This window comes from Acidimangrovimonas sediminis (genome assembly GCF_002871005.1).
GTDB classification, from domain to species: domain Bacteria; phylum Pseudomonadota; class Alphaproteobacteria; order Rhodobacterales; family Rhodobacteraceae; genus Acidimangrovimonas; species Acidimangrovimonas sediminis.
The window spans coordinates 1-411 of record NZ_PHSN01000041.1 but is presented as its reverse complement, the minus strand read 5'-3'; the positions used below and the strand labels follow the sequence as shown (position 1 = coordinate 411).

Below are 411 nucleotides of genomic sequence, written 5' to 3'. Positions count from 1 at the left end.
TGCCCATGTTCGGACGCTCGTTGTTGTAGGACCACAGCCACTCGGTGGCAATCTGCTGCACCTCGTCAATGCTTTTGAAGATATGAAGGTCCAGCCATTCGTGCCGGACCGTTCGGTTGTATCGCTCGACATAGGCGTTCTGCTGCGGTTTTCCGGGCTGGATGTGGGCCAGAGCGATGCCCTTGTGTTCAGCCCATTCCATCAAGGTGCCGCTGATGTATTCCGGGCCGTTATCGACCCTGATCGTCTTCGGTGCGCCTCGCCATTCGATGATCTGGTTCAGCGCCCGAACGACGCGTTCGGCAGGTGTGAGGAGGATCAGAAAACGATCCAGTGGATCGTTTTCCCGACGATCGGAGAAGTCGATCTCAATGCCCAGGCCCTCACGGTTGAAGTCGTCCAGGACGTTCA

1 protein-coding gene is annotated in these 411 nt (G+C 57.2%); it reads right to left on the bottom strand.

The window, feature by feature from the left end:
• On the bottom strand, window positions 1-411 hold a 411-nt coding region (locus CVV76_RS22750; protein ID WP_146010363.1), incomplete at both ends, for an integrase core domain-containing protein.